This window comes from Streptomyces sp. NPDC111802 (assembly GCF_055634335.1).
The window spans coordinates 1-2372 of the sequence record NZ_JBVKCZ010000183.1; the positions used below are offsets into that span (position 1 = coordinate 1).

The window sequence follows — 2372 nt, forward strand, 5'->3', positions numbered from 1 at the left end:
GGCGTCTCCACCCGGTCGGTCGACGACCTGGTCAAGGCCCTGGGGGCGGACACCGGTATCTCCAAGAGCGAGGTCTCCAGGATCTGCGCCGCCCTGGACCAGCCGTTGACCGCGTTTCGCACCCGACGGCTGGACCACACCCGCTTCCCCTACATCTACCTCGACGCCACCTACTGCAAGGCGCGGGTCAACCATCAGATCGCCTCGCGGGCCGCGGTCATCGCCACCGGCGTCACCGAGGACGGCGGCCGCGAAGTCCTCGGCGATGGGGGTCCCCCCGCTCGAGCGAAGGGGACGCAGTTTAGGGGGTGTCTACCTCTGACCTGCGGAGACGGCCGCATATGGGCACTCTACGGGGTCAGAAACCGTGACCGGACTGTGACCGCGAGGCATGATCCGCGCGCAGCGGCGCGCCCCCAACCGTGCGCCTTGCTTCGCACAGTCGGGGGCGCTGGGACCGTCCCGGACAGGGGCACCGGGACGGGAGTCATGCAGTGCTGCCCTTGCCCCTCTGACAGGGCCCCGGAGCGGCAGCCATCGGGGGGTGTTGCTAGCGCGCGCTAGGTGCTCCCTGGGCGTCCGTCTCGGCGTACGGGTTGCCCTCCGCAGGGGTCACCCGCCAATAGGTCTCGACCATGGCTTTGTACTGCCGATGCGAGGGATTCCGGCCCGTGTGTTTCAGCGCCCAACTCTCAACAGGCGCATGGTCGTTGTCCTGGGCGGGTGCTTCCGCCCCGCATGCCATGCACACGGCGGAGTAGATCGCCCGCGGGGCGCCCTCGCCGGTTTCCGGCCCTAGCGTCCACTCAGCCGCTTTGATGATCGAACGCGTCACAGCTCCCCCCGGCTACGGCGGTTAACGTCCGCGAGTTTGGCGCGAAGGATGCCAGCACTTTCCCTGCATCGCGGGCAGGAGCAGGGCGGGTATTTCTGGCCGACTTCCGGCACCTCCGCAGGCTTGACCGTGTGCCTTTTGATCACTTGGGTGCGGGCGCCGGTTTCAGGGTTGATCCGGTAGACCTCGATCGTCATCACTGGGCATGCCCCCAACGGCCCGCCTGGGTACGGGAGTTGGCGTTCCTGGCCTCCTCGCCCAGGTGGGCGAGGAGGAACGGCCGGACAAGGGGCGTGTCCTGCCACTCGGCGGAGGCGTGCCGATCCCTGCGGGGCCTGCGCATGGTGACCAGTCGGGCACCCAGGACGTTGGGCGAGGGGCGCCCAGGGGCCCTCTGGGGCGCTCCCTGGGGCGTAGCGGGTCGGGCGTGCCGTGCTGGGCTGCGTCGCCCCCGCAGGGCCCCTCTCACCCTTTCGAGGGTCTGTGGTACGAATCGCACTGTCAGCGCTCCTGTAAGCGTTGGCCAGTCCCCGGCCGTCGCAAGCGGTGCGGGGACGTTTACTGTGTGGCCATGCTGACGGCCCATCAAGGACGTATCTGCCCATGTCCAGCGACACGTGGGACGTCTCGGCGGTAGCGTGGAAGAACGCCCAAACGTCCTCGGGGGGAACCTTGAACACGGCTCTTCGATCCGCTATGGAGTCTGCGGGACTGTCGCCACGGCAGCTCGCCGCCCGAGTGGGCGTTTCCGGCAAAACCGTTGAACGATGGATTGCGGACGCTGAGCTGATCCCGCACGCCAGGAACCGGGAAGACGCCTGCACGGCGCTGGGAGTTGACGAAGAAATGCTGTGGCCGAAAGTCGTCAAGGACCGTATTAAGACCGGAGGCGACCGAGAAATTATCCGCTCCTATCCCTACCGGTCTTCCTGCCCTTCGACCGTATGGGGCGAGCTGATCGCCAATACGGCACATGATCTGTTCTTCGCGGGATACACGAATTACTTCCTGTGGCTCGATCAGCCTGCTTTCGTCTCCACTCTGCGCCAGAAACTCGACAGCGGCTGTCGAGTTCGCTTCCTTCTGGGCGACCCGGACGGAGAAGTGACGCGCAACCGAGAAACCATCGAAGATGTCGCACTCACGGTATCCACACGCATCCGCATCACACTTGAACACCTGGGCAAACTCGGGGAGCATGAAGGATTGGAGACGCGTTTCTCAGCTCCGAGTGATGCCGTCAATCACGTGTCGCTGTCAGTGTTCCGATTCGACAAAGAGGCCCTAGTTACTCCTCACCTCGCCCGGATGGTCGGGCATGACTCGCCGCTTCTGCACTTGCGGCACTACGACGATGCGGGCATGTTCGCTCGGTTTGCCGAGCACGCAGAGGAGCTGTGGTCTAGAGGCGTTCCGGTAGAGCCTGCGTCAAATACAGTCTGAGAGGGCGTTTAGGAACGTCTTGTGTGCATAAGTCGCTTGTGTGGCCTGATCGGTTCGAGTAGTTACACTCGATCAATACCTATTTGCGCCTCCC

4 protein-coding genes and 1 pseudogene are annotated in these 2372 nt (G+C 64.8%); 2 read left to right on the plus strand and 3 right to left on the minus strand.

Features of this window, described 5'->3' with window-relative positions; genetic code table 11:
* Positions 1-264, plus strand: a pseudogene (locus ACZ7NC_RS45205) (transposase); the annotation flags it as partial.
* Between the two features lie 286 nt (positions 265-550).
* On the opposite strand, the gene ACZ7NC_RS45210 reads toward ACZ7NC_RS45205, so the two are convergent.
* The 3 genes from ACZ7NC_RS45210 to ACZ7NC_RS45220 are packed head-to-tail and all read right to left on the minus strand — an operon-like array spanning position 551 to position 1178.
* Entirely contained in the window at positions 551-835 is a 285-nt protein-coding gene (locus ACZ7NC_RS45210; RefSeq protein ID WP_471498197.1) for a DUF7848 domain-containing protein, read from the minus strand.
* Positions 832-1032 carry a hypothetical protein gene (locus tag ACZ7NC_RS45215; RefSeq protein ID WP_471498199.1) on the minus strand — a complete coding sequence of 67 codons (201 nt, stop codon included), beginning with the start codon at positions 1030-1032 and terminating at the stop codon, positions 832-834. Before ACZ7NC_RS45215 ends, ACZ7NC_RS45210 begins: the two co-directional genes overlap by 4 nt.
* Positions 1032-1178 (minus strand): hypothetical protein, encoded by a 147-nt coding sequence (locus tag ACZ7NC_RS45220; RefSeq protein WP_471498201.1) that lies wholly within the window; start codon positions 1176-1178, stop codon positions 1032-1034. Before ACZ7NC_RS45220 ends, ACZ7NC_RS45215 begins: the two co-directional genes overlap by 1 nt.
* 260 nt (positions 1179-1438) lie before the next feature.
* Here ACZ7NC_RS45220 and ACZ7NC_RS45225 point away from each other — a divergent pair, with 260 nt between their 5' ends.
* A complete protein-coding gene (locus ACZ7NC_RS45225) occupies positions 1439-2278 on the plus strand; it encodes a helix-turn-helix domain-containing protein (protein ID WP_471498204.1) in 840 nt (279 codons plus the stop codon).
* Positions 2279-2372 lie beyond the last annotated feature (94 nt).

Excerpts from the sequence above, each read along its gene's own strand:
- ACZ7NC_RS45215 (WP_471498199.1), bottom strand. The coding sequence starts at position 1,032 with ATGACGATCGAGGTCTACCGGATCAACCCTGAAACCGGCGCCCGCACC.
- ACZ7NC_RS45220 (WP_471498201.1), bottom strand. The coding sequence starts at position 1,178 with ATGCGCAGGCCCCGCAGGGATCGGCACGCCTCCGCCGAGTGGCAGGAC.
- ACZ7NC_RS45225 (WP_471498204.1), top strand. The coding sequence starts at position 1,439 with ATGTCCAGCGACACGTGGGACGTCTCGGCGGTAGCGTGGAAGAACGCC.